Source organism: Shewanella mangrovi, assembly GCF_000753795.1.
GTDB classification, from domain to species: Bacteria; Pseudomonadota; Gammaproteobacteria; order Enterobacterales; family Shewanellaceae; genus Shewanella; species Shewanella mangrovi.
In genome coordinates, this window is record NZ_JPEO01000002.1 from 177,353 (window position 1) to 202,432 (window position 25,080).

General features: G+C 47.5%; 31 protein-coding genes. 20 read left to right on the forward strand and 11 right to left on the reverse strand.

The window, feature by feature from the left end; genetic code table 11:
- Nucleotide 1 precedes the first annotated feature (1 nt).
- The 6 genes from hypB (at nucleotide 2) to HR45_RS03310 (ending at nucleotide 5,280) form a co-directional block, all read left to right on the forward strand.
- Entirely contained in the window at nucleotides 2-787 is a 786-nt protein-coding gene (gene hypB, locus HR45_RS03285) for a hydrogenase nickel incorporation protein HypB (RefSeq protein ID WP_052074456.1), read from the forward strand.
- Complete coding sequence (locus HR45_RS03290; RefSeq protein ID WP_037439711.1) at nucleotides 787-1,029, forward strand: HypC/HybG/HupF family hydrogenase formation chaperone; 243 nt, start codon at nucleotides 787-789, stop codon at nucleotides 1,027-1,029. Before hypB ends, HR45_RS03290 begins: the two co-directional genes overlap by 1 nt.
- Nucleotides 1,022-2,146, forward strand: coding sequence for a hydrogenase formation protein HypD (gene hypD / locus HR45_RS03295; protein ID WP_037439713.1), 1,125 nt, complete (start codon nucleotides 1,022-1,024; stop codon nucleotides 2,144-2,146). Before HR45_RS03290 ends, hypD begins: the two co-directional genes overlap by 8 nt.
- Before the next feature lie 3 nt (nucleotides 2,147-2,149).
- Nucleotides 2,150-3,157 carry a hydrogenase expression/formation protein HypE gene (gene hypE / locus HR45_RS03300; protein ID WP_037439715.1) on the forward strand — a complete coding sequence of 336 codons (1,008 nt, stop codon included), beginning with the start codon at nucleotides 2,150-2,152 and terminating at the stop codon, nucleotides 3,155-3,157.
- Nucleotides 3,157-3,504 (forward strand): hydrogenase/urease nickel incorporation protein HypA, encoded by a 348-nt coding sequence (gene hypA / locus HR45_RS03305; protein WP_037439717.1) that lies wholly within the window; start codon nucleotides 3,157-3,159, stop codon nucleotides 3,502-3,504. Before hypE ends, hypA begins: the two co-directional genes overlap by 1 nt.
- Before the next feature lie 183 nt (nucleotides 3,505-3,687).
- A complete protein-coding gene (locus HR45_RS03310) occupies nucleotides 3,688-5,280 on the forward strand; it encodes a bacteriohemerythrin (RefSeq protein WP_037439719.1) in 1,593 nt (530 codons plus the stop codon).
- On the opposite strand, the gene HR45_RS03315 is transcribed toward HR45_RS03310, so the two are convergent.
- The 4 genes from HR45_RS03315 to HR45_RS03330 form a co-directional block, all read right to left on the reverse strand.
- The gene (locus HR45_RS03315; protein WP_037439721.1) at nucleotides 5,281-6,093 is read right to left on the reverse strand and encodes a VRR-NUC domain-containing protein; all 813 of its coding nucleotides are present in this window, start codon (nucleotides 6,091-6,093) and stop codon (nucleotides 5,281-5,283) included.
- 87 nt (nucleotides 6,094-6,180) lie between these two features.
- Complete coding sequence (locus HR45_RS03320) at nucleotides 6,181-6,486, reverse strand: hypothetical protein (protein WP_037439723.1); 306 nt, start codon at nucleotides 6,484-6,486, stop codon at nucleotides 6,181-6,183.
- Between the two features lie 3 nt (nucleotides 6,487-6,489).
- Entirely contained in the window at nucleotides 6,490-6,969 is a 480-nt protein-coding gene (locus HR45_RS03325) for a hypothetical protein (RefSeq protein ID WP_037439725.1), read from the reverse strand.
- Nucleotides 6,969-7,247 carry a peptidylprolyl isomerase gene (locus HR45_RS03330; RefSeq protein ID WP_037439727.1) on the reverse strand — a complete coding sequence of 93 codons (279 nt, stop codon included), beginning with the start codon at nucleotides 7,245-7,247 and terminating at the stop codon, nucleotides 6,969-6,971. Before HR45_RS03330 ends, HR45_RS03325 begins: the two co-directional genes overlap by 1 nt.
- Nucleotides 7,248-7,386: 139 nt before the next feature.
- Between HR45_RS03330 and HR45_RS03335 the strand changes: the two genes are divergently transcribed.
- Entirely contained in the window at nucleotides 7,387-7,806 is a 420-nt protein-coding gene (locus HR45_RS03335) for a secondary thiamine-phosphate synthase enzyme YjbQ (RefSeq protein WP_037439729.1), read from the forward strand.
- A 144-nt stretch (nucleotides 7,807-7,950) separates the two neighbouring features.
- On the opposite strand, the gene HR45_RS03340 is transcribed toward HR45_RS03335, so the two are convergent.
- The 4 genes from HR45_RS03340 to HR45_RS03355 form a co-directional block, all read right to left on the reverse strand.
- A complete protein-coding gene (locus tag HR45_RS03340; protein ID WP_037439730.1) occupies nucleotides 7,951-8,589 on the reverse strand; it encodes a LysE family translocator in 639 nt (212 codons plus the stop codon).
- 1 nt (nucleotide 8,590) lies between these two features.
- The gene (locus HR45_RS03345; protein WP_037439731.1) at nucleotides 8,591-9,505 is read right to left on the reverse strand and encodes an AraC family transcriptional regulator; all 915 of its coding nucleotides are present in this window, start codon (nucleotides 9,503-9,505) and stop codon (nucleotides 8,591-8,593) included.
- Between the two features lie 75 nt (nucleotides 9,506-9,580).
- The gene (locus HR45_RS03350; RefSeq protein ID WP_037439732.1) at nucleotides 9,581-10,786 is read right to left on the reverse strand and encodes an RsmB/NOP family class I SAM-dependent RNA methyltransferase; all 1,206 of its coding nucleotides are present in this window, start codon (nucleotides 10,784-10,786) and stop codon (nucleotides 9,581-9,583) included.
- A gap of 171 nt (nucleotides 10,787-10,957) precedes the next feature.
- On the reverse strand, nucleotides 10,958-11,629 hold the full coding sequence (locus HR45_RS03355) for a DUF3334 family protein (RefSeq protein WP_037440326.1): 672 nt from the start codon (nucleotides 11,627-11,629) through the stop codon (nucleotides 10,958-10,960).
- 263 nt (nucleotides 11,630-11,892) lie between these two features.
- On the opposite strand from HR45_RS03355, the gene HR45_RS03360 reads away from it, so the two are divergent.
- From HR45_RS03360 to HR45_RS03405, 10 genes are all read left to right on the forward strand, one after another.
- The gene (locus HR45_RS03360; RefSeq protein ID WP_037439733.1) at nucleotides 11,893-13,527 is read left to right on the forward strand and encodes a methyl-accepting chemotaxis protein; all 1,635 of its coding nucleotides are present in this window, start codon (nucleotides 11,893-11,895) and stop codon (nucleotides 13,525-13,527) included.
- Between the two features lie 195 nt (nucleotides 13,528-13,722).
- Nucleotides 13,723-13,980, forward strand: a complete 258-nt coding sequence (locus tag HR45_RS03365) for an HPr family phosphocarrier protein (RefSeq protein WP_037439734.1) — start codon at nucleotides 13,723-13,725, stop codon at nucleotides 13,978-13,980.
- A gap of 9 nt (nucleotides 13,981-13,989) precedes the next feature.
- Entirely contained in the window at nucleotides 13,990-15,705 is a 1,716-nt protein-coding gene (gene ptsP, locus HR45_RS03370) for a phosphoenolpyruvate--protein phosphotransferase (protein WP_037439736.1), read from the forward strand.
- 82 nt (nucleotides 15,706-15,787) lie between these two features.
- Entirely contained in the window at nucleotides 15,788-16,297 is a 510-nt protein-coding gene (gene crr / locus HR45_RS03375; RefSeq protein WP_037439738.1) for a PTS glucose transporter subunit IIA, read from the forward strand.
- Between the two features lie 70 nt (nucleotides 16,298-16,367).
- The gene (locus HR45_RS03380; RefSeq protein WP_037439740.1) at nucleotides 16,368-16,724 is read left to right on the forward strand and encodes an arsenate reductase; all 357 of its coding nucleotides are present in this window, start codon (nucleotides 16,368-16,370) and stop codon (nucleotides 16,722-16,724) included.
- On the forward strand, nucleotides 16,721-17,851 hold the full coding sequence (gene dapE, locus HR45_RS03385) for a succinyl-diaminopimelate desuccinylase (RefSeq protein WP_037439742.1): 1,131 nt from the start codon (nucleotides 16,721-16,723) through the stop codon (nucleotides 17,849-17,851). Before HR45_RS03380 ends, dapE begins: the two co-directional genes overlap by 4 nt.
- A 17-nt stretch (nucleotides 17,852-17,868) precedes the next feature.
- Nucleotides 17,869-18,543 (forward strand): M15 family metallopeptidase, encoded by a 675-nt coding sequence (locus HR45_RS03390; protein ID WP_063355091.1) that lies wholly within the window; start codon nucleotides 17,869-17,871, stop codon nucleotides 18,541-18,543.
- Between the two features lie 131 nt (nucleotides 18,544-18,674).
- A complete protein-coding gene (gene can / locus HR45_RS03395) occupies nucleotides 18,675-19,298 on the forward strand; it encodes a carbonate dehydratase (RefSeq protein WP_037439747.1) in 624 nt (207 codons plus the stop codon).
- A gap of 165 nt (nucleotides 19,299-19,463) precedes the next feature.
- Nucleotides 19,464-20,201: a 3-deoxy-manno-octulosonate cytidylyltransferase gene (kdsB, locus tag HR45_RS03400; protein ID WP_037439749.1), complete on the forward strand. Its 738-nt coding sequence runs from the start codon at nucleotides 19,464-19,466 to the stop codon at nucleotides 20,199-20,201.
- 9 nt (nucleotides 20,202-20,210) lie between these two features.
- Complete coding sequence (locus HR45_RS03405) at nucleotides 20,211-20,423, forward strand: DUF2897 family protein (protein WP_037439751.1); 213 nt, start codon at nucleotides 20,211-20,213, stop codon at nucleotides 20,421-20,423.
- A gap of 65 nt (nucleotides 20,424-20,488) precedes the next feature.
- Here HR45_RS03405 and HR45_RS03410 read toward each other — a convergent pair whose 3' ends face one another.
- On the reverse strand, nucleotides 20,489-21,361 hold the full coding sequence (locus tag HR45_RS03410; RefSeq protein ID WP_037439752.1) for a flagellar protein MotY: 873 nt from the start codon (nucleotides 21,359-21,361) through the stop codon (nucleotides 20,489-20,491).
- Nucleotides 21,362-21,505: 144 nt separating this feature from the next.
- On the opposite strand from HR45_RS03410, the gene rnt reads away from it, so the two are divergent.
- Nucleotides 21,506-22,162, forward strand: a complete 657-nt coding sequence (rnt, locus tag HR45_RS03415; RefSeq protein WP_037439753.1) for a ribonuclease T — start codon at nucleotides 21,506-21,508, stop codon at nucleotides 22,160-22,162.
- Nucleotides 22,163-22,235: 73 nt separating this feature from the next.
- Here the strand turns inward: rnt and HR45_RS03420 are convergent, their stop codons facing one another.
- Nucleotides 22,236-22,682: a DUF4826 family protein gene (locus HR45_RS03420; protein WP_037439754.1), complete on the reverse strand. Its 447-nt coding sequence runs from the start codon at nucleotides 22,680-22,682 to the stop codon at nucleotides 22,236-22,238.
- Nucleotides 22,683-22,895: 213 nt separating this feature from the next.
- Between HR45_RS03420 and HR45_RS03425 the strand changes: the two genes are divergently transcribed.
- A complete protein-coding gene (locus HR45_RS03425; RefSeq protein ID WP_037439755.1) occupies nucleotides 22,896-23,927 on the forward strand; it encodes a Glu/Leu/Phe/Val dehydrogenase dimerization domain-containing protein in 1,032 nt (343 codons plus the stop codon).
- Nucleotides 23,928-24,102: 175 nt separating this feature from the next.
- Entirely contained in the window at nucleotides 24,103-24,435 is a 333-nt protein-coding gene (locus tag HR45_RS03430) for a hypothetical protein (protein WP_037439756.1), read from the forward strand.
- 59 nt (nucleotides 24,436-24,494) lie between these two features.
- Here HR45_RS03430 and HR45_RS03435 read toward each other — a convergent pair whose 3' ends face one another.
- Nucleotides 24,495-24,914: a MarR family winged helix-turn-helix transcriptional regulator gene (locus HR45_RS03435; protein ID WP_037439758.1), complete on the reverse strand. Its 420-nt coding sequence runs from the start codon at nucleotides 24,912-24,914 to the stop codon at nucleotides 24,495-24,497.
- Between the last annotated feature and the right edge of the window lie 166 nt (nucleotides 24,915-25,080).

Genomic DNA, 25,080 nt, shown 5'->3' on the forward strand with positions numbered 1-25,080 from the left:
TATGTGTAAAGATTGCGGATGTTCACTGGCGGGTGAAGGTCATTCCCATCATCACGCGCACGATCATGGCCATGATCAACTGATGACCAACCCTCAGCTCAATGACAAGAAGACCTTGTCGGTTATTCACAAGATCCTCGATAAAAACGATATTGAAGCCGCCCACAACCGCGAGCATTTTGAGGCCCACGGCGTAATGGCGTTTAACCTGATGAGTAGCCCAGGCAGTGGCAAAACCACCCTGCTGGAGCATTTGGCCGAATACACTAGCAAACAATACTGCGTGATTGAAGGCGACTTAGAAACCTCACGTGATGCGGATCGTTTGAAAGCCAAAGGTATCAGTGCTATTCAAATCCAAACCGGTAGCGCCTGCCACTTAGATGCCTTTATGGTGCACGGTGCACTGCATCAACAGCCACTAGATACCATGGATATATGCTTTGTCGAGAACGTCGGAAATCTCGTGTGTCCGGCCAGTTATGATGTTGGCACTCACAAAAACGTAGTGCTGGTTTCAGTACCCGAAGGCGAAGACAAAATCGAAAAATATCCGGTGATGTTCCGTAAAGCGGATGTGGTATTTATCACCAAGTGCGACTTATTGCCTTACTTCGACTTCAATCCTGACGTTGCCAAAGCAGCGGTGCTAAAACTCAATCCAAATGCGCAAGTGTTTAACGTATCCGTCAAAGACGCTGACAGCATGAAGGCGGTGGCCGACTGGTTTGAAACCGAGTTAGCCGGATTCGCCAACACTGCCAGTAACACAGAGGAGTCAGCCTAATGTGTTTGTCTATTCCGTCTCAAGTGGTTGAACTGCACGATGATGGCAATGTTACGGTTGATACCATGGGAGTGAAGCGCACGGTTAGCTGTCACCTTCTCGATGAAGCGTTGGAAATTGGCGATTACGTGCTGATCCATATCGGCTTTGTGATGAACAAAATCGATAAAGCTGCAGCGCTCGAAAGTCTGGAGCTCTATAAAGAGATTGTTGAAAAGCTGGAGGCTGAGGAGAATGCCTGAGCTGCAACTTAAACAGCTCTATGATGGCTTTCGCGATCCAGACACCATCAATGAGCTGGCACGGCAGATTAAACATCTTGCCAGCCAACTGACCGAGCCAGTGTACATGATGGAAGTTTGTGGTGGTCACACCCACACCATCATGAAATACGGATTACCGCAGTTATTGCCGGATAACATCCATTTTATTCACGGCCCAGGTTGCCCTGTGTGCATCATGCCCAAAGAGCGTATTGACCAAGCAGCAGCGCTCGCCAGCATTGATGATGTTATTTTAGTCACGCTAGGTGACATGATCCGAGTACCAGGTTCGCAAGGTTCGCTGGCACAGTTTCGCGCCAAAGGCTGCGATATTCGCCCGGTCTATCAACCGCTTGATGCGCTTAAAATTGCCCAAGAAAATCCGGCAAAAACCGTGGTGTTCTTTGCCATAGGCTTTGAAACTTCAACACCGATGACCGCGGTGTTGCTAGAGCAGGCCGAAAAGCTCGGGCTGGATAACCTGCTGTTCCATATCAACCACGTATTAGTGCCACCTGCAATTGACGCGGTAATGGCCGATCCTGACACTAAAGTGAATGCTTTTATTGGCCCCTCGCATGTTAGCGTCATCACTGGCAGCAAAATCTATCAGCCAACCGTCGATAAGTACGCCACACCGGTGGTAATTTCCGGCTTTGAGCCTGTGGATGTGATGCAGTCAATACTGGCGATCGTGAAACAAAAAGTTGCAGGCCGCAGCGAGCTGGAAAACCAATACCAACGGGCAGTATCTGAGCAAGGTAATCTGGTCGCTCAGCAAAAAGTCGACCATTTCTTTGAAGTACGCGACAGCTTTCGCTGGCGTGGTTTAGGGCCGATTCCGCAGTCGTCACTCAAATTACGTGCGCAATACGCTCATCGCGATGCTGAAATTCGCTTTGCCGAGCGCCTGCCTGTTAAAGAGATCGACGATCATAAGGCTTGCCAGTGTGGCGATATTTTACGCGGTAAAGCAAACCCTAAAGATTGTAAGGTGTTTGGTCGCGGTTGTACGCCGCAAACACCGTTGGGAAGCTGTATGGTTAGTTCCGAAGGCGCCTGTAACGCCTACTATCGCTATGCCGGAGTGGAGTAAATCATGGCGAAACCTACCCAAATTCAATTAAGTCATGGCGGCGGTGGCCGCGAAATGGCAGAACTCATCGGCAAGTTGTTTTTTGACGCTTTCGATAACCCGATTTTACGCAAAGAAGAAGATGCCGCTGCGCTTAACCTTAATGGTGCAACAGCTTTTACCACTGACTCGTTCACGGTTGCGCCGTTATTTTTCCAAGGTGGCAATATCGGCAAGTTAGCCATTGCGGGTACCGTCAACGATTTAGCCATGATGGGAGCTGAACCACAGTACTTAAGCTGTGGTTTTATCATCGAAGAAGGCTTTGAGCTGGAACAACTTAAAACCATCGTTAACAGCATGGCGGCAGAGTTACAAAAGTCCGGTGCCAAAATCGTTTGCGGCGATACCAAAGTGGTGCCAAAGGGGTGTGCTGACGGACTATTTATCAATACCACCGGCGTTGGCCGCATTGTGAAGCCGGGGATTTCGGTATCGGCGATTCAACCCGGTGATGCTGTGATTCTGTCCCGCGATATTGGTCGTCACGGCGCCGCTATCCTCACCGCCCGAGAAGGCTTAGAGCTGGATTCAGAACTCACCTCAGATTGTGCAACCCTGTGGCCAGTGGTTGAGCGATTGATTGCAGCCAACCTTGATATTCATGCCATGCGCGATGCCACTCGCGGAGGGATCGCAGCGGTTCTGAACGAATGGAGTAAGGCCGCCAACGTCGGCATCGACATTGAGGAAAAGAATATTCCGGTATGTGACGAAGTCCGTGGCGTGTGTGAACTCTATGGTTTTGAACCCTGGGATCTCGCCAACGAAGGCACCTTTGTTATCGCCTTGCCGCAGCAGGCCGCAGAAGCCGCCGTTGAGATTATGCTGCGCTTCTGTGGTTGTCAGGACGCAACCATTATCGGCACAGTGAGTGATGCGCACGCCGGGAAAGTGGTGTTGCAATCCCCTTGGGGCAGCAAACGCTATCTCGAACTGCCACAAGGTGAGTTACTGCCGAGGATTTGCTGATGCACGAGTTTTCTATTGTCAGCGCGCTGATCAATCAATGTGAGGAACTCGCAGCACAACACCAAGCGAAAGGGATTGCCCGTGTTGCGGTGAAAATTGGCGCATTAAGTGGTGTTGAACCGCAACTGGTCAAGACTGCATTTGATACCTTCCGTGAAGACGGCATTTGTCGCGGTGCGGAACTGGAGATGGAGATTGCGCCGTTAACGTTAGATTGCCAAGCCTGCGGCGCACACTCAGTACCAGATGAAATCGCCTACTTATGTCCGGCCTGCCAAAGCCGCGATATCAAAGTCAGTGGTGGCGAAGAGATGCTGCTGATGCAGCTCGAATTGATTTTCGACTAACCAGCGGGCTGACAGGTACTCACCTCACTTGTCAGCCTGTTTTCCTACGCTATGCTCCTAACCTAATTCTCTAGATAAATCTGCTAATTAAGCCGCCAAACTGACGGACACTTGACTATATTGTTAACAAGGTCGCGTATTGCCAAATACGTCAATGCATCGGTCAGCTCACGAGGTTAGCCCATGTTAGCAAAGAGACTTTCCCAACTAAGTCAACTTCCACCCGCCGCTGGCGCACTGATTGCGGCCATTCCAGTTATCCCCGTCACGCTTTATCTGGTAGTGCAACGACAATGGTTGCTACTGCTGTTATTGCTCGGCTACTACCTTGTCACAACCCTACTTTTGATGTCCTATAAACGGATCTTAATTAATGCCCGCCGCGCAGCATTGGAGTTGGCCCAAGGCGATCTGCGCGCGCGTGTCGAGCAGCAAAGTGAACTGGGTGGTGCGCTTTTTCGAGCGATTAATCGGGTCGGAGAAGATGTGTCGCGAACGGTACATTTTTTAGGTAAAACCAGCCGTCATATGCTCAAAGTGGCAAATACCGTACAACAAGATTCAGAAGCTTCCAAAAGTGGCGCCATCAAACAGAAGCAAGATGTCAGCCATTCACAAGCATTGGTGGGACAACTGCTCGACATTACCGCACAAGTCTCTTCTCACTGTGATGAATCTTACCAACAAGCGACTAAAGCCAGTGACCAAGCCAGCAGCGGTATTGCGGTCATGCATACGCTAGAGGAAACCTTAGATTCAGTGAAAAACCAATATGCCCGTTCCAGCGAACACTTTGCCGAGCTTGACCGGGAAAGCACGCAAATTGGACAAGTGATTGAAACCATTACCAGCATTGCTGAACAAACCAATCTATTAGCACTCAATGCCGCCATAGAATCGGCGCGCGCGGGGGAACATGGCCGCGGGTTTGCAGTGGTGGCCGATGAAGTGCGCAAACTTGCGACCAAGACCCAAGATGCGACCAAAGATATCGACAGCAAAATTTCTAATTTGCAGACTCAAATTAACGCAGTGGTTGCCGCAATGGAGCGCAATAGAGGCCGTATCGAGCAGGCCTATAGTGCCGCGAACGAAGCCGAATCGAGTTTTTCTCAACTCAATCAACAAATCAATGAGTTGGACCAGCTGACGAAAAATATCGCCAACCTCTCATCCCAGCAACTGTCAGAAACCAATAAGCTCAATAACTATTTGGCAGAGATTGAGCAAGAGTCGAACAACAACGTCACGGCAACTGAAGATACCTTGCTTGCCAGCATTACGGTACGCAATATGGCCGGCGAAATCGAATCATTGCTGCACCGCTTTAAAATCGATACACAGCAAATTGAGCAAGAAGATAAACACCGGGAGAAGCTGCTCGAATGGAACCCTGGATTAGATCTGGGATTATTGGAGATCAATCGCCAGCATCAAACCTTGGTTAACCTAATTAATGAGCTGTACTACCTGTTGCGGCATAACTATGGCGCGGCATCAATAAAACGGGTGGTACAAGGACTTATCGATTACACCGCCAATCACTTTAAATACGAAGAGACGCTGTTTGAGCTATTTGACTATCGTCAGCAGCAGGAACACAGCAACATCCACCAACGTTTAGTCAATCAAGTACTCGATTTTCAAAAACGAGTCGAAGCCAATGAAGACATAGGTGACGAGCTGATGAACTTCTTAAAGCGTTGGCTCACCAATCATATTCAAAAAGAAGATCGTGCTTATTGTGACCATTTCAAAGCCAGAGGAATGGAATAATTAATCATTTGATGTGGTTTCGTGCCACTGCACGTAGCAAACACTTGCGGGATAAAACTGCTGTAAAAAGCTAAGCCAGTAACCCTGATGATCGGCCAAGCTATCACCGGGGCCTTTTACTTCAACAAATTGAACGGCGCCCTGTGCATCAAACGTCACCAAATCCGGCTGACCGCTGCGGTAATGCGCAGGATCTTTTAGAATTCGCTGACAAACAGCAACAATGAATGCAGCACTAAAATGTTGTAACGCTAACCCAAGCAGTGAATCAGTTAATAGCGGCCAATTGACCCAATCATTGCTTATGCCCTGCTTGGTCGCAAAATGCTGTTCAATGGCCTGATAATTCCCCGCTTTCAACTCCACCATACGCAGGTCAATCAGGTCTCGTCGCTCATCAACAAAGCTAGAATGGTACATATCTCGCGGAGCCCGTTGATAAGGGTTATCGAAGGCGCCGACGATTGGTGCAAAGATAATGTCCCAAAATGCCAGTCCAAATAGCCCACACAACAAACTATTTTCACAGAAAAACGCACTTACTCCTTGTGCGCGAAAATGTTCAACCACCCGTTGTTCAACCGATAATTCAGCGTTCTTGCTGAGGGTTAACATTTGGCTCGTCGGTGCAGCATAGCTTGCATTGTCATTGAGCAGTGTCAACAACGCAGCCCACTGCGGCATATTTACCACACCTTTTTGAACCCGCTTGGCAATGCGCTGCAATGAAAGTTGCAATGGTTCATTGGACGCTTGTTGCCAAAGGACCGGCAGCAAGTTAGCAGCCGCAACAATGTCGGTCTTCTCGTACACACGACAAAGACGCTCCTGCGCCAGCCAGCTATTACATTGCAGGTAGCACTGCTGCGCTAACCCAAGTTGTTGATAACGCTCAGCTTTTCACCCAATGTGGAACAATAAACGCTGACGGCGACGCTCCAGTATCTTATTCGTTTGCTTGCCGGGCAGTAGCGCGAGATAGTCTTCTAAATCAATAGGTTGTTTTCGTTCGACTTGCTCATACCAACGTGTGGTCAATGCAGCCAGTTGTAATGCACTTTGCAGCTCCGCAGTATCATGGTACGGACGATCTGAAAGACGGATCTCATAGCGTTCAAACTGCTGCCTGCCGATGTCGGCCAACACAAATTGGCTTAAATCCTGATGGCTGTTACCAAAATACAGTAGCAATAACAGCGCTAACAATGGTTAGCACTTCAATGATAACCATTGCTCGGCTATTACGGCGTTCATCCTTGGCACGAGCGCTACAACATCATTACGGCGTAACAACAGCTCAAGCAGTGCAGCTTTATTCAACGTGGCAACATTGGCCAGATAGGCGTCAGCCAACGGTCTTAGTTCTGCTAACGTGACAAGTTTGAAAAACTGCTGCGGGTCGGGTAATTCATCGGCAACCAAATCGCTTGCCAGCAATTCCGTTACTGCGCCATCAAACGCATCGATTTCTGCGTAGCACAGCTTTTGACGCCGAAAATAGTTGCCTTTCCGCGACAGCAGCCGCACCAGTAACATCCGCGCAGATTTAGACAGCTGCTGGTATTGCCGCAAAGCGTTGGCTTCCGCCGTTGGCAGAATATCAAGGTAACGCTCGGCCGCCTCAAATAACCTCTCAAAATTATGTAGGTAATAATCGACGGGCAGCTCAACGTTGCTGGAGATAGGCATCAACTACGATAAAGGGTTTGAATAAGATGGAAGCCAAAACGCGTTTTAATCGGCCCGTGGACTTCTAATACCGGCTTTTTAAACACCACATCATCAAATGCCTTCACCATCTGGCCGGGACCAAATTCACCGAGATCACCGCCGCGCTTCTTCGATGGACATTGAGAATAACGTTTGGCAAGTAACCCAAAATCTTCCCCCTTGGCAATACGTTGCTTGAGCTTTTCCGCCTCTTCCCGCGTTTTCACCAAAATATGACGGGCACTAGCACGAGCCATAAAAACCTCTTAATAATTAACCTGAATAGCGATGATTTTCTGCGAGATTTTAACACAGCAATGAAGAAGCGTAGCGTCCTGATTGAGATCAGATGTAAATCACTTTTATAATCAATGAATTCTATTGAGGGGAAAGTGTATGTGGCAGCAACAGCTTATTCAATTACGGGCGCGTCCGCGTGGTTTTCATCTGATTACCGATGAAATAGAAAACGCCGTCATCCAATTCGACGCAGTGACGATTGGGCTGGTGCACCTGCAATTGCAACATACCTCTGCTTCTCTCACGTTAAATGAAAATGCCGATCCAACCGTGCGGCAAGATTTTGAAGCTTGGTTTAATCATGCGATCAGCGAAGATACCCGTTATTTTCGCCATACCTATGAAGGCCCGGACGACATGCCAGCCCATCTCAAATCCAGTTTGCTGGGTACCAGCTTAATGTTGCCGATTCGCTCCGGAAATCTTGCGTTAGGCACGTGGCAAGGCATCTATCTTGGCGAACATCGCGACCACGGCGGCAGTCGCAAAGTGCTGCTAACACTGCAAGGCGAGTAAGGTGTTAGTGATTGCCGTATTTCATCGGCAGCCCAAAAGTCAAAAATGCGTAACAAGCTCCCTAATAATGTAATACTGGATGGAGTACTCAGGGCTTCGTTTAATGTCTTTTCCCCACGTATAGCAGCCGTATTGTGTTGGCCGCTATACCATCAGTCGCTGATAGCCCTGAAGCAAAAGCAATAATGAGAACACTAACAATATCACGCCACTAAATTTCAAAATTAACCACTGGTTTTGTTGTAGTTGTTGTCGAAACTTACCGATATTGAGTGCCCATCCCAAAAAGCCAAACCAAGCTAACGCCAGCAAAAAAAACAATCCAACCAGCGCAACTTTAAAGGCGAGCGGACTGTCATGCGGCAGCATGCCAGCAATCACACTGAAAAAGTACACATAGGCTTTAGGGTTCAGCGCATTAGTCGCAAAACCTGTCCACCAACCATTTTTCAACTTGGTGCGGTCAGTCACAACCGGCTCGGTAGTCGTAGCACCAACTTGGGCTCGCAAACAGCCAATCCCCAAATAGCCTAACCAGATCGCCGCTATCCAAGGCAGTACCAACATCAACCCCGGCAAATATTGCTGCAGCAGATCAGCGGCAAAGGTCACCGTGACAGTATGTAACATAATCGCGGTGGACAACCCCATAGCCAGCGCATAGGCATATTTTCGCCCGCCACTCACCGATGCTCTCAACATCAAAGCAAAATCAGGACCGGGGGCCACCAAGGCGGCAATGTGCACCATGGCAAACGTTATCAGTAGAGAAATCCAAGACATATTAGTGAGTCAATTCCACATTCATCGATGAGCTCAGCTTACGAGTTCCATTAATCGCCGTATTGTAAAAAACTGCGCATTGCTGCAATTGTTGTCGATAGCGCGCTGGTGTGATGTTGTAACGGCGCTTAAATGCGTGAGTGAGGTGGCTCTGATCATAAAAACCCGCCTGAGTCGCCACCATAGATAACGGTTGGTTAGTCCTCAGCAGTTGGCGCGCATAGTCTACCCGCAGCGCTAATAAATACGCATGCGGCGTAATGCCCAATGTTTGACGAAAACGGCGTAAGAACTGGTGTTCGCTTAACGCAAACAGTGCTGCCAATTCTGTTAATCGGTAACTACGCGAAAGATCTGTCAACAGATAGTCTTTTAGCTGAGCTAACATTCGCGGACTAAAGCGGGCACTTCCCACTATATCACCAGCATGTTCACCATAACGTTTGAGCAGATGTGAAAGAATATCGACTAAGAGACTGTCCAGTGCTAATGGTGTCCCCTGCTGCGCCGCTGCGTAATGCAGGGTCAGCAATTGTTGGTACAGTTCGGCATCTTCAATCTCTGGACCACGCAAAAAAAATTCTTGTGGTTGATAGCCCATTGACTGCGCAAAAAGCGCCAAGCTAGTGGTTGAAATACGCAGTAGTTGTACCTGATAGTCACTATCGTTGGCCGCCTGACCATCGTGCACTTCATCAGGATTGATAATTGATAGCCGTTTTGGCGCCAACAGATAACGCTGACCTTTGTGCATAAATTGCTGCGCGCCAACATCGACGACGCCTATGTGTAGATCATCGTGAACGTGCTTATCAAAGGAGAACTGCTGATACCTCGCCTGCACCAATTCAACGCCCGGCAAGGTATCAAGTAAACGATGTTGAATTTGGCAGGCAGGATTAGACAAGGTACGCACTCAAGCTTTCTGATAAAAAAATCAGTATAACCAGAACCGTATCAGCTTGGCTTGTAAAAAATTGCGCGGTGCTAACTACTCAGCAACACGCTTAATTTTGGCCCAATAAAAACCATCGAACCCTGTCTCTGACGGCCAGATGGTCTGCTCATCAAGCAACTCAAACTGCGGCTTTTCAGCTAAAAAACGCTGCACTTGCAGGTGGTTTTCATTAGGCATAATAGAACAGGTTGAATAAACGAGGATGCCATCTACCTTCAACATACGGCTATAACTGGTCAAAATATGTTGTTGTAGCTCCGCCAATACTGGTAAACGTGATTCGGTGTCGCCCCATTTGGTGTCCGGATGGCGTTTTAGCACCCCAAGCCCGGAACATGGCACATCCAATAACACGCGGTCAGCAGTTAGCGCGATGCGTTTGATGGTTTTGCTCGAGGTAATCAAGCGTGTTTCAATATTATGGGCCTGTGCACGCTTGGCGCGTTTCTTCAGATTATCGAGTTTCCATTGTTCAACATCCATCGCCAGTAAGCGCCCTTTGCCCTGCATCATCGCGGCGAGCGCCAAGGTTTTTCCGCCGTTGCCAGCACAGGCATCAACCACCCGCATGCCGGGTTTGACGTCTAACGCTTCTGCCACTATCTGTGAACCAGCATCTTGTTGTTCAAACCAGCCATCATTATAGGTTTCGGTACGAAACAACGACGCCGTATTGAGCACTTCTAGCGCTGTTGGCGCACCTGCAACCGCTTTCGTGCTTACGCCTTCTTTTGCTAAACGTTTTGCTAATTTCTCAACGTTCGTTTTTAAAAGGTTGGCGCGAATAAAACGCGTCGGCTCGCAAGCGAGTGCCGCACGCTCAGCAGGCCAGCGTTCACCAAGTTGACGTTGCCCGAGCTCGTCGAGCCATGCAGGACAGCCATCAACGAGTGCCAAGTCAGTTGAGACTTGTTCTAGGCGTTTGGCAAAATCAGCAGGCGCTAACAGACTTTTTACCGCAGGGGAATGCAGCGCCTGATGTTGAAAATACACCGCCAGCAGTGGCTTGATATCTTGCGGCGTTAATGGCAGTTGTCGTCCGGCGAGCGCCGTATAGAAATTGAGTTTGCGCAACAACCCACCAGCGTGTGTTGTGATCACGGCCTGGTCACTCGCCGCTAAACGTTTGCCTGCAAAAGCTTTGGCATAGACTCGGTCCAATGTCGCGCCAGCAATCGCATGTTCGATGACGGCATTAATTAACTCAGTTTGTTCTACAGACAGCATGGCGCTCGACATAATTCAACCCTTTCGAAAAATCGCAGGCATCATAGGGATTTGCTTGATGCATAGCAACTGCTGGCACATCCTTAATGAATAAGCCTATGGTTAACTTCAGCTCAGCTAGACAATAAAAAAGGCGACGCATGGGTCACCTTTTCTGTTTGATGATGAAGTTGTAAACAGAGCTTATATTCCAAGCTCGTCAAACAGGCTGTCATCCACATCATTGGCGGACTTAACTGCTGGTGCTGGCGCAGACTTTCTGTGTGCGGCAATCAATGTATCTGGGTCGATATCTTCTTCAGCTTCAAATGATGCCAAACCAATAAATTGGGTATTATCCATGGCAAACTCGAGGTAAAAAATATTGTTGGCCTCGGTACGGAATGACACACGGCGAGCCACCGGTTCATCGAGGTTAGCATCAATCGACAAGCGCAATTCTTTATTAATCGTCAACATTTTAGGCTGACTCTGATTAATTGATGTCTGTAAATCTTTAGAAATGCGGGTAATAAAGTCGCCCAAAATTTGGTTCATCAACTCGCCCATGACATTGCCGACTTCATCCGACGTATGCGAGAACGCTAATTCCTCTTCAGGCATGCCCATCTGCAACATATAACGGCGATAGATTTCAATGGCCGCAGCAGCCGAGAAGTTGATTACGACTAGTCCAGAAAAACCACCGTCAAAAATTGAAAAGCAACCGAGGTCTGGACGCAGGTGCGTTTGAGTAATGCGCTGCACCATACCTGCGTGGCCCACATTGCTAGAGGTCGTGCTCGATAGCACTCGAGAAACAGAATTGCACAGTTTCAGCAAAATATCGTCAGAGGTAATGATATTAGAAGTCATCTGGTCAGGTTGATTCATGTGAAGGCCGTTGCTTAATAATTGTCGTGTAATGCAAAAGTTGCAATGTTTATTGGCCCATGATGCAACCATCTGCAAATTTCTGCCAAGACGATATTGAAGTTTATGCGTGCGAACGCTAAAAAAATCACCAATTTAGGTGAGGTATTTCCCAAAAACCTACAATTAGCGAGCATATTTCGGCACAACATGAAATACTAGCGCCAGTTGGTTTCAGTAAGTCTAAATAGTCAGGGACATATAATATGGCATTGCTGCGACAAATCACCATTCTTCAACGTCTTATCTTGATGTTAGTAATGGCTGCAGTGGGCACATTTTGTTTTGCCGGATTTTCGATCAAAGAGCAGTACAACAACTTGGTCGAGCAAAAAGCAGCGCAAAATCACGCCCTGATCCAAACAGTTTTATCCTTCAGCGCGAACCAAGCAAAGTTAATTCAGTCTTTATCCTTGTCAAAAGCTCAGCAACGACAACTGATCATTGCTGGCATTAACGGCATGCAATATGGCAACGCTGAGCACTTTATGGTGGTTGATGCCGACGGCACGATTCTAGGAAATGGTAACAACAGTAATACTGTTGGTAAGAACGTTTCCTCACTATCAAATAGCGAAGGTAAAACACCGTTTCAATCGCTGTTAAACCAAGCCCGTAACAGCAAAGAAGCCACAGCCGAATTCACTTGGCATCACCCGTCACGCAATCAAGATGAAGACATGCAAGCGCTGGCAATGCGAGACAGTAATATGGGCTGGGTTGTGATAACCGGCGCCTATGCCAGTGACATCAACGAAACCATGAAAACCGTGATATGGCATTACGTGATCATTATGATAATGATTGCCCTGCCCATATTCGTGTTCTTCTTGTTGCTGAATCAATCGATTAATGCACCGTTGAAAGCGGCTATTGATGCAATGAATAACATTGCCAATGGTGATGGCGATCTGCGTAAACGGTTGGACACTTACGGTAAAGATGAAGTGTCAGCGCTGGCCACCGCCTTCAATCAGTTTGTTGCCAAAATTGCCGCGGCACTTGAGCAAATGAAGCCTCTCGGCAAAAGCCTGAGCCAAGACTCCAAACAACTGCTGAACGCTGTTAACGAATCAAATCGCAGCGCCGAACACGTTCATCGTGAAACGGCCAGCGTGGCGACCGCTGTTAATCAAATGCTGGCCACTACGCGCGAAATGGCGGATAACACCCAACAAGCAGCCGACACTGCAACCAGTGTGAAAGAACAAGCGCTGTCGGGAAAACAAACGGTCGAACAAACACTTTCGCGCTGCGAAACGCTCGCGGAAGAGTTGCAATCTTCGGCGCAGCAAACACAAGCACTGGGGCATTCATCAGAGCAGATCGGCGGTATTTTGGATGTTATCCGTACCATCGCCGAACAAACTAACCTGCTGGCGCTTAACGCTGCTATTGAGGCTGCTCGCGCTGGTGAACATGGCCGCGGCTTTGCCGTCGTCGCTGATGAAGTGAGAGCACTCGCGACCAGAACGCAGCAATCGACTAATGAGATCCAGCAGATTGTGAGTGATATTCAGACTGGTGTTGCCGAAGTGATGCGCAGTAACCAAGTCACCCAAAAAGAGTCTGAAGAGCTGCAACAGCAAGCCACGCTCGCCAATGAGGCAATGCAACAGATCTTGCGCTTCATCGCCAACATTAGCGATATGAACCATCAACTCGCAAGTGCCACAGAAGAGCAAAGCTTAGTGACAGAAGAGATTAACCGTAACGTTACCAATATTTCTGAACTTACCGAAGTGTCGGTCAAAGCGAATGAAAGTACCGGAAATGCGGCGGGCGATCTCGACAGCATCAGCAAACAGATGTCGGATGCGTTGACGCAATTCAAAACTTAAGCATAAATTTCTTTGGTGACAAAAGCAGGCAAATGGCCTGCTTTTTTGTTAGTAGTCACCACGCTTTTACCGCCATTCCCCTACTTTCACCGCGTTAACTAACGCTCAACATTGAATCTGATGCGCTTCTGATGCATGCTACCCCGGTTGTCGACCGTTTAGTGAGTCGGATTGATAGCCGGAGTTGTCCAGTTTATGTATGAAAAAACCGTCACCATTGTTGCACAGCATGGGATACATACCCGCCCGGCAGCTGTATTGGTGAAAGAAGCAAAGCAGTTTGATTGTGATGTGATGGTCGAGTGCCAAGGAAAACAGGCCAGTGCCAAAAGCTTATTTAAGTTACAGACGTTGGGCTTGTATAAGGGTGTTACCGTACGCGTTTTTGCTGAGGGCGCGAGTGCCGAACTCGCGGTAAATAAAATCGCAGAGCTATTGGAAACCCTTAGCTGAGGAGTAGTAATGGAGCTAAAAGGAATTGCCGTATCAACGGGGATAGCACAAGGGACATCCGTTCTTTTTGAACCCTTTGATAACAGCCTAGATTACCGGCTCCTACCGCTCTATCTGGTGCCTGGTGAACAACGCAAAGCCTTTGACGCCATTCGCCAACTCTGTACACAACTAGAAGATAGTCTCGCGCAGCAAACTGAAGGTAGTGATACCTACGCGCTTATCGAAGCTGACTTATTGTTGTTGCAAGATACTGAGTTGCAGCAACAAATCCACAGTTCCATTCGTGATTTACAGCTCTCCGCTACCGCCGCAGTTGATCGGGTGTTTTTGCACCAAGCCAGTGAACTTGCTGCACTTGATGATCCATTAATGGCGCAGCGCTCCAACGATGTTGTGAGTTTGGGACGCCGAATCATCAATGTCATTAATGGCGCTGGCGGAAAACTCCTTAACAATCTTCCTGACGATTCAATATTGTTAGCGGAAGATCTAACCCCTTCAGAGTTTGCGCAACTGCCATTAGACCGCATCAAAGGGATTGTGTTAAAGACGGGAGGCTTAACCAGTCATACCGCAATTCTTGCCCGTGCTGCAGGCATTCCTGCACTGCTTTCATGCGGATTTGAATTCGCTGAAATCTCCAATGGTATGCCGGTTATCATCGACGCGTATGCTGGCCGCCTACATATCAATCCAGATGCAACAACCACAGCAGATTTAACGACTAAACAGCTGCATAACGAACAACGTCGGCAGGCACTGTCAAAGTATCGCGACATTGAATGCAGCACTCAAGACCACCACCGCATTCAGCTCATGGCAAACATCACCTCGTTAAATGATGTTGCCCGTTTGGCGCAATTTGGGATTGATGGCATTGGACTCTTCCGCACCGAATTTTTGTTAATGGATGCGACACGTGTGCCTGATGAAAAGGCACAGTTCACCCAATACTACAATGCGATTCATTTGCTGGCTGGCAAAACCATTACTATTCGCACCTTGGATATCGGTGCCGACAAGGAATTTGCTTGTCTGCCCAACAAACAGCAGGAAGATAATCCGGCGCTGGGGATCCGCGGTATCCGTTATTCACTCAAACACAAAGCGCTGCTGCGTTCGCAACTGAGAGCTGTGTTGAGAGTCGCAGAATTTGGTAGTGTGCGCTTGATGTTCCCTATGGTGACACAAGCAGAAGAACTGGATGAACTGTTAGCCGAAGTGGCTATTTGCCAGCAGCAGTTACAACAGGAAGGCAAAAAATTTGGTGAACTTCAGCTAGGGATTGTCGTCGAAACGCCTGCAGCAGTGCTAAATTTAGCAAGTATGCTGCCCAAGCTTGATTTTATTAGTATTGGCAGTAATGACTTGGCGCAATATACCTTGGCGGCAGATCGCACCAATTTGGCATTGGCAGCTGATTATCCCGCCTTTTGCCCGGCAGTATTGCAACTTATCAATATGACGGTACAAACGGCCAAACAAGCTGGAGTAAGTTGTTCACTTTGCGGTGAAATGGCCAGTGATAGTCGCATCGCGCCTATTCTTGTTGGAATGGGGCTGGAAGAATTAAGTATCAACCCGGCGGCAATTCCAGAGGTGAAAGCTCTGCTTTGCGAAGGTAACTATCAGCAATTTTGTGATCTGGCTAGACAAGCGCTAGCTTGCAAACGAATTAGTGAGCTGGAATCCCTGCTTGTCAGTTGTAAGTTGCCAAGTTAATTCAGTATGCTAGCGTTTAATTAATACAAATAAGTCGCATCACGCCGTACGACAAATTTATTTACACAAGGACATTATTTCAATGGGACTTCTTAGCCGAATCCGGCGCCTGGTTTCAGGTCAACCCAATATTGAAGGCGGCATTAAAGTTTATGCGCCGATTTCTGGTGAAATCGTGCCGATCGAAAAAGTACCCGATGTCGTTTTTGCAGAAAAAATTGTCGGTGATGGTATCGCTATCAATCCCAAAGGCTGCTACATGTTAGCGCCAATCGACGGTACTATTGGTAAAATTTTCGAAACCAATCATGCATTCAGTATCGAGTCGCCTCACGGTCTTGAGCTGTTTGTGCATTTTGGTGTCGGCACTATCGAACTGCGTGGCAAAGGTTTTAAACGCTTAGCTCAGGAAGGCCAACAAGTAAAAGCTGGCGATCATATTCTGGAATTTGATTTAGAGTTTTTACAAAACCAAGTTAGCAGCCTGCTAACGCCTGTCGTTTTAGCCAATATGGAAGACGTTCGCAGTTTGGACAAATGTCAGGGCACTGTTGAAGCGGGTAAAGACGTGATTTTTGTTGTGGACGTTTAGGCGGCCGCATTGGTGAACTAGATCACCTTTGTTATACTGCTGTTATCTTACAGAAAGTAGCAGAATATCCATGTCTTCAATGCTCTACGGGCTGTCACCCAAAGTGTGTGATACCGTTAAAAAAGCCGTCACTTGGCTGGACAAGCAACAGCTTCCTTATCAATTCTATGATTACCGCGCACAAGGGTTATCTGCTGAATTGCTTGATTCATGGCTAGCTCTCGCTAGCTGGGAAGAAATTTTCAATAAACGTTCCACCAGTTACCGCGCACTGAGTGATGAGCAAAAAGCTGGTCTCAATGCCGCCAGTGCCCGCCAGCTAATGCTCGACAACCCGACTTTAATCAAACGCCCAGTGCTGACCGATGGTGAGCGAATTCTTGTTGGCTTTAAAGAAGCCGCTTATAAGGAGTGGTTTGCTCAATGACCAATGAAGTATTAGCGTTAGCAGTTGATCTTATCAGCCGCCCTTCAGTGACCCCTTTGGATGAAGGTTGCCAGCAGCTAATGGCTGAGCGGCTAGAAAAATTGGGCTTCAATTGCGAATCAATGGTGTTTGAAGACACGACCAATTTGTGGGCACGCAGAGGCACGGAAGCGCCAGTCTTCTGTTTCGCAGGGCATACCGATGTAGTGCCGACTGGTGATCTCAACCGCTGGCATACACCACCGTTTACCCCGACCGTCATTGATGGCTATCTGCATGGTCGTGGTGCGGCCGATATGAAAGGTTCGCTAGCGGCAATGGTGATCGCGACTGAACGTTTTGTTGCCGAACATCCTGATCACAAAGGTTCTATTGCATTTCTGATCACCAGCGATGAAGAGGGCCCGTTCATCAATGGCACGACCCGTGTAATAGACACCCTAGAAGCTCGCAATGAGAAAATGACTTGGGCATTAGTAGGCGAACCATCAAGTACCCACAAACTTGGCGATATCGTCAAAAATGGTCGCCGCGGCAGCTTAACTGGCAATCTGACGGTCAAGGGGATTCAGGGCCATGTCGCCTACCCTCACTTAGCCGATAACCCAGTACACAAAGCCGCTCCAGCGTTGGCAGAATTAGCTGCGACCACTTGGGATAACGGCAACGCCTTCTTCCCGCCGACCAGCTTTCAAATTGCCAATATCAATGGCGGTACAGGCGCATCGAATGTGATCCCGGGCGAACTGGAAGTCATGTTTAACTTTCGCTACTCCACAGAAGTCACCGCTGAGGTGCTGATCAGCAAAGTCGAACACATTCTGGATACTCACGGCTTGGATTACGACATCAACTGGATTTTTAATGGCTTGCCGTTTTTGACCGGTGACGGTCCGCTACTCGACGCTACTCGCGACGCGATTTTTGAAACGACAGGTATCACCACGGATGCACAAACCTCCGGCGGCACCTCTGACGGACGTTTCATCGCACCGACGGGCGCACAAGTTATTGAGTTAGGCCCAGTAAATGCGACCATCCATAAAGTGAATGAATGCGTATCGGTAACCGATCTAGAACTGCTTGCCCAGTGCTATCAGCGTATTCTGGAAAAACTGCTGTGCTGAGCCTTAGCCCAGAGCAAATGTTTGGATTCGATGAGGCCACGATGGTGGCCTTTATCGACGACGATAACAAACAACTATTGCTTGACGCCGAAACGTTAACAGCATTTTCGCGTATGAAACAAGCCGCAGCAGCGGACGGTATTCAGCTCAATATCTGCTCTGGTTTTCGGCATTTTGAACATCAATGCCGCATCTGGAACAGCAAAGCGGTCGGCAGGCGTAAGGTACTGGATGCTGACGCTAAAACGGTCGATATCAATACCCTTTCACCCGCTCAACTGCTGCAAACTATGCTGATATGGTCAGCCATTCCCGGAATGTCACGTCATCATTGGGGAACAGATTTGGATCTCTTTGATGCCAGCGCGCTACAGAGAGAACAACTGCGCTTAGTCAACAATGAATATATTGCCGGTGGACCCTGCCATAAGATGTTCTGTTGGCTGGAAACGCACGCCCATCGATTTGGGTTTTATCGACCCTTTCAAAAAGGCATCAGTGGCACAAGTGAAGAGTTGTGGCATTACAGCTATTACCCGCGCGCTCAACTGTTTCTAACGCAATATTCAACCGAATCTTTGCAGCAACTCATTGCTAATCAAGATGTTCAATTAAAAACGCTGATTTTGGCGCAATTAAACGAATTGGTGCAGCGTTTTGTCAGAACGGTAGCCTTGCCACCTGTGCAATAAAACCTGAATTCTATTGCTTATAGCTCAGAAGATCACAGTCATGGCTAAAGGTTCTACCAGACGCAGAACGGCGTCTGGTATTATCATCTGCACCATGGGCATTTGCGCCCTGTAGTAAAGGCTTAAGGGACATGAGACTTCTAAAACAGCTGTTTGATAACAATCGTCGTTGGGCCGAACGGATCCGCAGTGAGAACCCTGAATTTTTTGGCGCACTGGCAAAGCAACAAAATCCGGAATATCTTTGGATTGGCTGTTCAGACAGTCGCGTTCCTTCCAATCAAATTATCGATCTGATGCCGGGCGAAGTCTTCGTTCATCGCAACATCGCTAACCTCGTTATTCATACTGATCTTAACTGCTTGTCGGTACTGCAATACGCCGTTGATGTGTTAAAGGTGAAGCACATTATGGTGGTAGGCCATTACGGCTGTGGTGGCATTAAAGCCGCATTATCGAATGGACGTCACGGTTTAATTGATAACTGGTTAGGTCATTTACGCGATATCTATCGTATTCATAGTGCCGAATTAGACAAGCTCGACGAAAAGGCTCGCCTTGATCGCATGTGTGAGCTAAACGTCATTGAACAGGTTTCCAATGTCGTCAGCACCACCATTGTTCAGGATGCTTGGGATCGAGGTCAGGAATTGGCTATCCACGGTTGGCTATATAGTATTGATAACGGCCTGCTCACCGATTTAGATGTCGCTATTGATGGCGAAGTCTGGCGCAAAGAACAATTAGCTAAGTAATTCATCTCTCAAATTCAGGTTGGTTCAAACCAGCCTGAATTGTTTTTATTCTCCTCTTTCATCTGACGCCGGGCCATAATTATTAATGACTGCGATAAGTGTTTTATAGCGCACGCATGTTAAGATACGGCGGTAACATATTCTTGGTTTTAGTAGGAAAACACAATGAAAGTCATCTTGATCATCCCTGCCCGTTATGGTTCCTCACGCTTTCCAGGTAAACCGCTGGCAATGATCAAAGGCAAGCCAATGATCCAACGTGTTTATGAACGCGCTTTGTTGGCAAAAGGCATCGATGAAGTCTATGTCGCAACTGATGATGAACGCATTGCCAGCGCAGTGCATGGCTTTAACGGTAAAGTGGTGATGACCACGGCTGAACTTGCCTCTGGCACCGATAGAATTAATCAGGCTATCACCCATCTAGGTTTACAAGACGAAGATTTAGTTATCAATTTGCAAGGTGACCAGCCGCTAGCAGATCCAGAATCCCTTGAACAACTGGCGTCCCTGTTCAAAGAGGCACCGAATCAATTTGAAATGGCAACACTAGCCTATCAATTTGGCGAGAATGATAATCCGCAGGATCCTAATCAAGTAAAAGTCGTGTTCGATAACGACATGTTCGCCCTGTACTTTTCTCGTTCACCTATCCCTTATGGGCGCGATTGCGCTGAGTATCCGATGTACAAACATCTGGGGGTTTACGCTTACACTTGCCAATTCCTCAAAACCTTTGCGGCATTGCCAATGGGGCGTCTTGAGCAATTAGAAAAACTTGAGCAACTGCGTGCATTAGAACACGGCCATCGCATCAAGCTCGCCTTTAGCAAATTCAACTCAACCGAAGTAGACACACCTGAAGATGTTGCACGCTGTGAGCGCCTGATCAGTGAAGATTAAGGAAAGGCTATGTCTAACATTGAAGCTATTCTGATTATTGTACTGGTGATTGGCGTAGTGTTTAGTAACCTCGCGGTACTAAAATACAGCGCCAAGTTTAAGATGCCGCAATTTGGTGACAAACGTAAGCCAGAAGACAAAGATAAGGACAGCAAATCATCTTCTGCACCAAAGCCAAACTCTTCCGCAGAAGATGATGATGACGAGCCGAGAGGCTTTTAGCCGACACATTGCGAGACGTAAAAAAACGCCGCTGAATTCAGCGGCGTTTTTTTTGCTTAATACAATTACTCAACGTTTTTCGACATTCGGATAACCACCCGACGGTTAATATCGCGCTCGCCAGAGGTTGAATTAGAAGCAACATGTCGCTCTTCACCATGCCCTGTCGTTTGGATTTTGTCCGCGGGAATTCCCTGCTGCACCAGAATGTCTTTTAGCTGCTCCGCGCGTTTCACTGACATTTTTTGGTTAACACTGCGAGCCCCATAGCTATCGGTGTAACCGTCAACCAACACCAGTTCAATGTTCTTGTCGTATTGTAAATAGGCTTCTACGCGCTTGAGTTGCATCTTTGAATACTTAGTGAGTTCAGTCGAACCCTCTTTAAAGTTCAATACCGTAAACGCAATGTCATCGAAGCCGTAAGGCAGCAATCCGGCAATACATTGACGAAACTGCGCATATTCCGGTTGAAAGTTAACCGCTGACAATCCTACGGCAACTTTACTGTCGCTATCATTCCAATCAGTGTAATAGAAGGTAGGCTCCATACCGCGCTCAAGCTCATTAAGCATCGCCCAAGCCGCCTTTTTAGGCACTTCACCGTTAAAGTACTTTTTATAGTGTAAATTGAGCAAGGTTCGCGACATGACACCGGGCCGCCACTGTGGCGCTTTACTCAGTAATTTGGCATCCGTCACTGCATCGGGTTTTTGCCACATATCCAAGATGAAATGCAGATTCATCGCTTTACCAGATGTGCTGGTAAATACGGCTTTACCATAAGCGGGGATATCATGTTCTAGCGTGCATTCCAACGGTGAGCTAACGCTAATTCGCCACTGAGACTGATCAAGTGATGCGACATAGTGCCTTAACTCAGCATTAGCATGCCAAGATAACACTAGCGAAAACAGCAGTATCACTTTACGCCACATTCGGAAAACTCCGTTTGAATTCTACACTTGAGCTTTTATCGGCCCAATTTGTTGTTTCTTTAGCTGAAAAAACACGCAATCAAACATGACACTCTTGATTTGATTTAGCATAATAGCCGCCTTCAAAAAGTCCAGAGGTCATGCATGAATCCACCTGAAAGCAATCAATTAAAGTACCGTTTTCGCGGTTACTACCCAGTAGTTATTGATGTCGAGACCGCAGGGTTCAATGCGCAGACCGATGCACTGCTAGAAATTGCCGCCACATTGCTGAAAATGGATGAAGATGGCAATTTACAAATTGACCGGACATTACACTTCCATGTTGAGCCGTTTGAAGGCGCTAATTTGGAACCTGAAGCCTTGGCATTTAATGGTATTGACCCGAGTAATCCGTTGCGAGGTGCTGTCAGCGAGGCGGAAGCGCTGAAAGAGATATGCAAAGCGGTGAAGAAAAACCTCAAGCAATTTGACTGTCATCGTGCCATTATCGTCGCCCACAATGCAGCGTTCGACCATGGTTTTGTTAGCAAAGCGATCGAACGTTGCCATATCAAACGCTCTCCGTTTCATCCGTTTGCAACCTTTGATACCGCAACACTCGCGGGCTTAGCATTAGGCCATACGGTACTGGCCAAAGCATGTAGTATCGCCGGCATTCCATTTGATAATCGCGAAGCCCATTCGGCGTTGTACGACACAGAACGTACCGCAGAGTTATTTTGCTTAATTGTCAACAAATGGAAGTCACTCGGGGGCTGGCCCGTTGTCAGCGCCGAGACCGATGCCGCCGCTGAGTAATATCGAGCCGCAGTTACAATGAAAACACCCGCTAGATGCGGGTGTTTTACGCTTGTGATCACCATCTAAAACTTTATACAGCTTGTCCCTGCCACAACTGCTCTTGTTCATGCAGTTGAAACAGACTTTGCGCTCTGGCTATAAGCAAATTGGCAAATTTACGCTGAGTTTCGTCTCGCACGGCCCCAGATTGGATCAGATTTTCAGCTTTCAACTGCCACGCCAGTGAAAAGTGACGAATCACATCACGGGCATCTTTTGCTGCATTCGCCCCAATCATATCGGTTGGCAGATCACCAGAAATCACCCAGTAACTGGCTTTGGTAGGCTGGGTGGATTCCAATTTCCACACTGCCACATAGGGCGCTAAATAACGGCTCTCACTGGTGTTAACCTTGTTTGGGATAATGCCCTTTTCCGCGAGAAACTTGTTCGCTTTTTGAAATTGTTCGCGCGTCCACGCTTGGATCTGCGCTTCGCTCAATTGTGGCACAGAGCTACCGGCCGATGTATCGGTCATAAAACGTCCTTTCAACTGCAATTTTGTTGTTTTAATAGCGCCTAACGCAACGACAGCAACGGTTCAATGGAAAGCAATATTTCCAGTATTAGCGACCATTGAATCTCGTCTGTTGTTGGTTGACGCGAAAACTAGATGCTATCGTTCCGCTCATATTAGCTCAAGTCAAAAGCCCTTTTCCGGGATAAATTTAACAACAAACGGAGACATTCTGTGGCGGTATTTAATCATATTTCCTTCGACGAACATGAGCAGGTCGTCTTTTGTCATGATAAAGAAAGCGGTCTTAAGGCAATTATCGCAATCCATAATACTCATCTCGGCCCGGCTTTTGGCGGTTGCCGCATGTGGAACTACCACTCAGATGATGAAGCGTTAAATGACGTGCTGCGATTATCCAAGGGAATGACCTATAAAAATGCCATGGCAGGGCTACAGATGGGCGGCGGTAAGTCTGTCATTATTGCGGACCCGCAAAATGCAACCGATAGAACGGCACTTTTCAAAGCATTTGGCCGCTTTGTGAACAGTCTTGGCGGTCGCTACTATGCTGCAGAAGATGTTGGTACTACGCCTGCAGACATAAGTGTTGCCGGTACAGAAACGAGTTTTGTCGCGGGTCTAGAAGGAAAAAGTGGTGATCCGTCCCCCTATACCGCTTTGGGCACCTTTTTAGGGATTAAGGCCGCAGTAAAACATAAGCTTGGTTTAGATAGTGTTGAAGGGTTGCGTATTGCGGTGCAAGGGGTTGGTCATGTCGGCTATTATCTGTGCCGTCATCTGCATCAGGAAGGCGCGCAATTGATTGTGACCGATATTCATCAACAATCTTTAACGCGCGTGGCTGAAGAATTTGGCGCTCAAATCGTTGCACCGCAAGAAATCTACTGCCAAGCTGTCGATGTTTATGCCCCGTGTGCCTTAGGCGCAACGCTCAACGACACCACCATTCCGCAGTTGCAGGCAAAAATCGTCGCAGGTTGCGCTAATAATCAGTTAGCACAGCCAATTCACGGCGAACAACTAAAACAACGCGGCATTTTATATGCGCCTGATTATGTCATCAATGCAGGCGGCATTATCAATGTATCCTTTGAAAATCATTATGATAGTGAACAATCGACAGTAAAAGTGTCGCAGATTTACCATACTCTGTCACAAGTATTTCAAGTGGCAGATGCACAAAATAGAACAACCGGAGACGTGGCAGACGAGATGGCCAGAGCCATTATTAACGGTAAATAAGTATATTCCGAGTCCATTAAACAGCATTTCATTGATAACTGGATAGACCAGCTAAATTGTTAACGAGAGCGCCAAGATACATTTTGTTAACATAAAGTTCATTATTTCGAGGTGGCGTCATTCATCTTCGTCTGCTTGACTCTAAGATATAAAGAGCAGCCTAAGGACGCCCGAAATGGTCAAATTCAGTTACGATGTAGCTCACCATAGAGTTGAGTTTTGCGCTAGCGACTGGACGGGATTGGAATATCTGACAGTCAACGGTAAAACGGTGTCGCGCAAATTTAATTTAGCGCAGCAAAGTGAACATCTGTTTGAGTTGTCAAACGGTGATAATTGCAAGCTGCAGTTGCTTACGGACGCCACAGGGGCACAAACGATCTGCCGTATTTACCGCCGTGATGAGCTGATAACGAGTTTAAAACATCTCAGCAGCCGACATATGCACCTAGGCATGCAGTTTGCGCTCATCACTTGTGTGTCATGTTTGATTCTGATGTCGTTATAAAGCAAGTCTATTCGCTAACAAACAGCCACAGCTGCGATAAAAAAAGTGAGCTTCTATGCTCACTTTTCTTCTCGATTAACTTTTCTAAGTAACGCCATGAGTACCGCACGTTCATCTTCATCGAGTTTACCAAGATACATCTCATTGACCCGCTCCGCTTCTCTGACCAAATCATGTTCCATCGCTTTGGCTTGCGGAGTAAGAAAAATCTGAAAAGTACGACGGTTATCTTCTTCCTGATGACGCACAATTAGTCCCTGAGCCTGTAACTGATCCAGTAAACGGGTCATAGTGTAATTAGCGACATCACAACGTTTGGAAAGCTCAGTTTGACTTATGCCCTCCTCCTGCAACAAGGAAAACAGCACTGGCCACAGCTTAATGTCTATCTGATAAAGCTGCAGGCGAGCATCCAATTCGTTTTGAATCTCTTGGTTTAGGTGAGCTACTAAATAACCCAAACTTTCATCTCGGTTCAACTAATACCTCCCGCCATTCAGGCCTGCTTCTCCTTATTATTAATACTACCTCAAAGATCAATTTGCACGAGAAGAACCATTAACTTTCTGTCGAATTTACGTAGGCTAATGTTTTATAGAGAAATAAAAATTTCGATTGCGCCAATAAAAAAGAGACCCGAAGGTC

Excerpts from the sequence above, each read along its gene's own strand:
- HR45_RS03390 (WP_063355091.1), top strand. The coding sequence starts at position 17,869 with ATGTTTGGATTCGATGAGGCCACGATGGTGGCCTTTATCGACGACGAT.
- HR45_RS03340 (WP_037439730.1), bottom strand. The coding sequence starts at position 8,589 with ATGTCTTGGATTTCTCTACTGATAACGTTTGCCATGGTGCACATTGCC.
- HR45_RS03330 (WP_037439727.1), bottom strand. The coding sequence starts at position 7,247 with ATGGCTCGTGCTAGTGCCCGTCATATTTTGGTGAAAACGCGGGAAGAG.
- hypD (WP_037439713.1), top strand. The coding sequence starts at position 1,022 with ATGCCTGAGCTGCAACTTAAACAGCTCTATGATGGCTTTCGCGATCCA.
- hypA (WP_037439717.1), top strand. The coding sequence starts at position 3,157 with ATGCACGAGTTTTCTATTGTCAGCGCGCTGATCAATCAATGTGAGGAA.
- HR45_RS03380 (WP_037439740.1), top strand. The coding sequence starts at position 16,368 with ATGTCTTCAATGCTCTACGGGCTGTCACCCAAAGTGTGTGATACCGTT.
- HR45_RS03290 (WP_037439711.1), top strand. The coding sequence starts at position 787 with ATGTGTTTGTCTATTCCGTCTCAAGTGGTTGAACTGCACGATGATGGC.
- HR45_RS03420 (WP_037439754.1), bottom strand. The coding sequence starts at position 22,682 with ATGACCGATACATCGGCCGGTAGCTCTGTGCCACAATTGAGCGAAGCG.
- ptsP (WP_037439736.1), top strand. The coding sequence starts at position 13,990 with ATGGAGCTAAAAGGAATTGCCGTATCAACGGGGATAGCACAAGGGACA.
- HR45_RS03355 (WP_037440326.1), bottom strand. The coding sequence starts at position 11,629 with ATGACTTCTAATATCATTACCTCTGACGATATTTTGCTGAAACTGTGC.
- rnt (WP_037439753.1), top strand. The coding sequence starts at position 21,506 with ATGAATCCACCTGAAAGCAATCAATTAAAGTACCGTTTTCGCGGTTAC.
- HR45_RS03360 (WP_037439733.1), top strand. The coding sequence starts at position 11,893 with ATGGCATTGCTGCGACAAATCACCATTCTTCAACGTCTTATCTTGATG.
- HR45_RS03365 (WP_037439734.1), top strand. The coding sequence starts at position 13,723 with ATGTATGAAAAAACCGTCACCATTGTTGCACAGCATGGGATACATACC.
- hypB (WP_052074456.1), top strand. The coding sequence starts at position 2 with ATGTGTAAAGATTGCGGATGTTCACTGGCGGGTGAAGGTCATTCCCAT.
- HR45_RS03325 (WP_037439725.1), bottom strand. The coding sequence starts at position 6,969 with ATGCCTATCTCCAGCAACGTTGAGCTGCCCGTCGATTATTACCTACAT.
- dapE (WP_037439742.1), top strand. The coding sequence starts at position 16,721 with ATGACCAATGAAGTATTAGCGTTAGCAGTTGATCTTATCAGCCGCCCT.
- HR45_RS03335 (WP_037439729.1), top strand. The coding sequence starts at position 7,387 with ATGTGGCAGCAACAGCTTATTCAATTACGGGCGCGTCCGCGTGGTTTT.
- HR45_RS03310 (WP_037439719.1), top strand. The coding sequence starts at position 3,688 with ATGTTAGCAAAGAGACTTTCCCAACTAAGTCAACTTCCACCCGCCGCT.
- HR45_RS03410 (WP_037439752.1), bottom strand. The coding sequence starts at position 21,361 with ATGTGGCGTAAAGTGATACTGCTGTTTTCGCTAGTGTTATCTTGGCAT.
- can (WP_037439747.1), top strand. The coding sequence starts at position 18,675 with ATGAGACTTCTAAAACAGCTGTTTGATAACAATCGTCGTTGGGCCGAA.
- crr (WP_037439738.1), top strand. The coding sequence starts at position 15,788 with ATGGGACTTCTTAGCCGAATCCGGCGCCTGGTTTCAGGTCAACCCAAT.
- HR45_RS03430 (WP_037439756.1), top strand. The coding sequence starts at position 24,103 with ATGGTCAAATTCAGTTACGATGTAGCTCACCATAGAGTTGAGTTTTGC.
- kdsB (WP_037439749.1), top strand. The coding sequence starts at position 19,464 with ATGAAAGTCATCTTGATCATCCCTGCCCGTTATGGTTCCTCACGCTTT.
- hypE (WP_037439715.1), top strand. The coding sequence starts at position 2,150 with ATGGCGAAACCTACCCAAATTCAATTAAGTCATGGCGGCGGTGGCCGC.
- HR45_RS03350 (WP_037439732.1), bottom strand. The coding sequence starts at position 10,786 with ATGTCGAGCGCCATGCTGTCTGTAGAACAAACTGAGTTAATTAATGCC.
- HR45_RS03405 (WP_037439751.1), top strand. The coding sequence starts at position 20,211 with ATGTCTAACATTGAAGCTATTCTGATTATTGTACTGGTGATTGGCGTA.